This window comes from Pseudomonas sp. TJI-51 (genome assembly GCF_000190455.2).
Lineage (GTDB): Bacteria > Pseudomonadota > Gammaproteobacteria > Pseudomonadales > Pseudomonadaceae > Aquipseudomonas > Aquipseudomonas juntendi.
In genome coordinates this window covers 24,963-25,455 of sequence record NZ_AEWE02000134.1, presented here as the reverse complement: position 1 = coordinate 25,455, position 493 = coordinate 24,963, and the positions used below count along the sequence as shown (strand labels likewise).

General features: G+C 68.2%; 1 protein-coding gene. It reads right to left on the bottom strand.

From position 1 onward, the window contains the following. On the bottom strand, nucleotides 1–493 hold a 493-nt coding region (locus tag G1E_RS29870), incomplete at both ends, for a FecR family protein (protein WP_047150178.1).

Below are 493 nucleotides of genomic sequence, written 5' to 3'. Positions count from 1 at the left end.
CGGCGACCGCTGCATCCACGCCCAGGTAGCCGCTGCGGTACTTGCCCAGCACCGCCAGCAAGTCGCCAAGGCGTACGTCGTCGACCACCAGCATGCCGCGCGTCCAGGCATCGGCACCGGCCGGCACTGCGCTGACCTGGCCCAGGCCATCGGCATGCATCAGCACCTGCTGGCCTTCGCGCAACACCTGCTCGTCACCGCTGTTATGCGGCATGGCCGCGACCGACGCTTGCAACACTTCAAGGCGCGTGCCTGCGGCTTCACGACGTACCAGGAAGCGCGTGCCCAGTGGGCGCAAGCGGCCATCGTCGGTGCGCACCAGCAGCGGGCGTGGGTCCTGGTGGCCGGTATCGACCGAGATTTCACCCTGGTGCAGCACGATCACCCGTTGCGCACCGGCGTAGTCGATGTCTACCGCGGTGTGGGTATTGAGGCTCAACAGGGTGCCGTCGGCCAGGCGCAAGGTGCGCAACTCGCCGGTGGCGGTACGCTG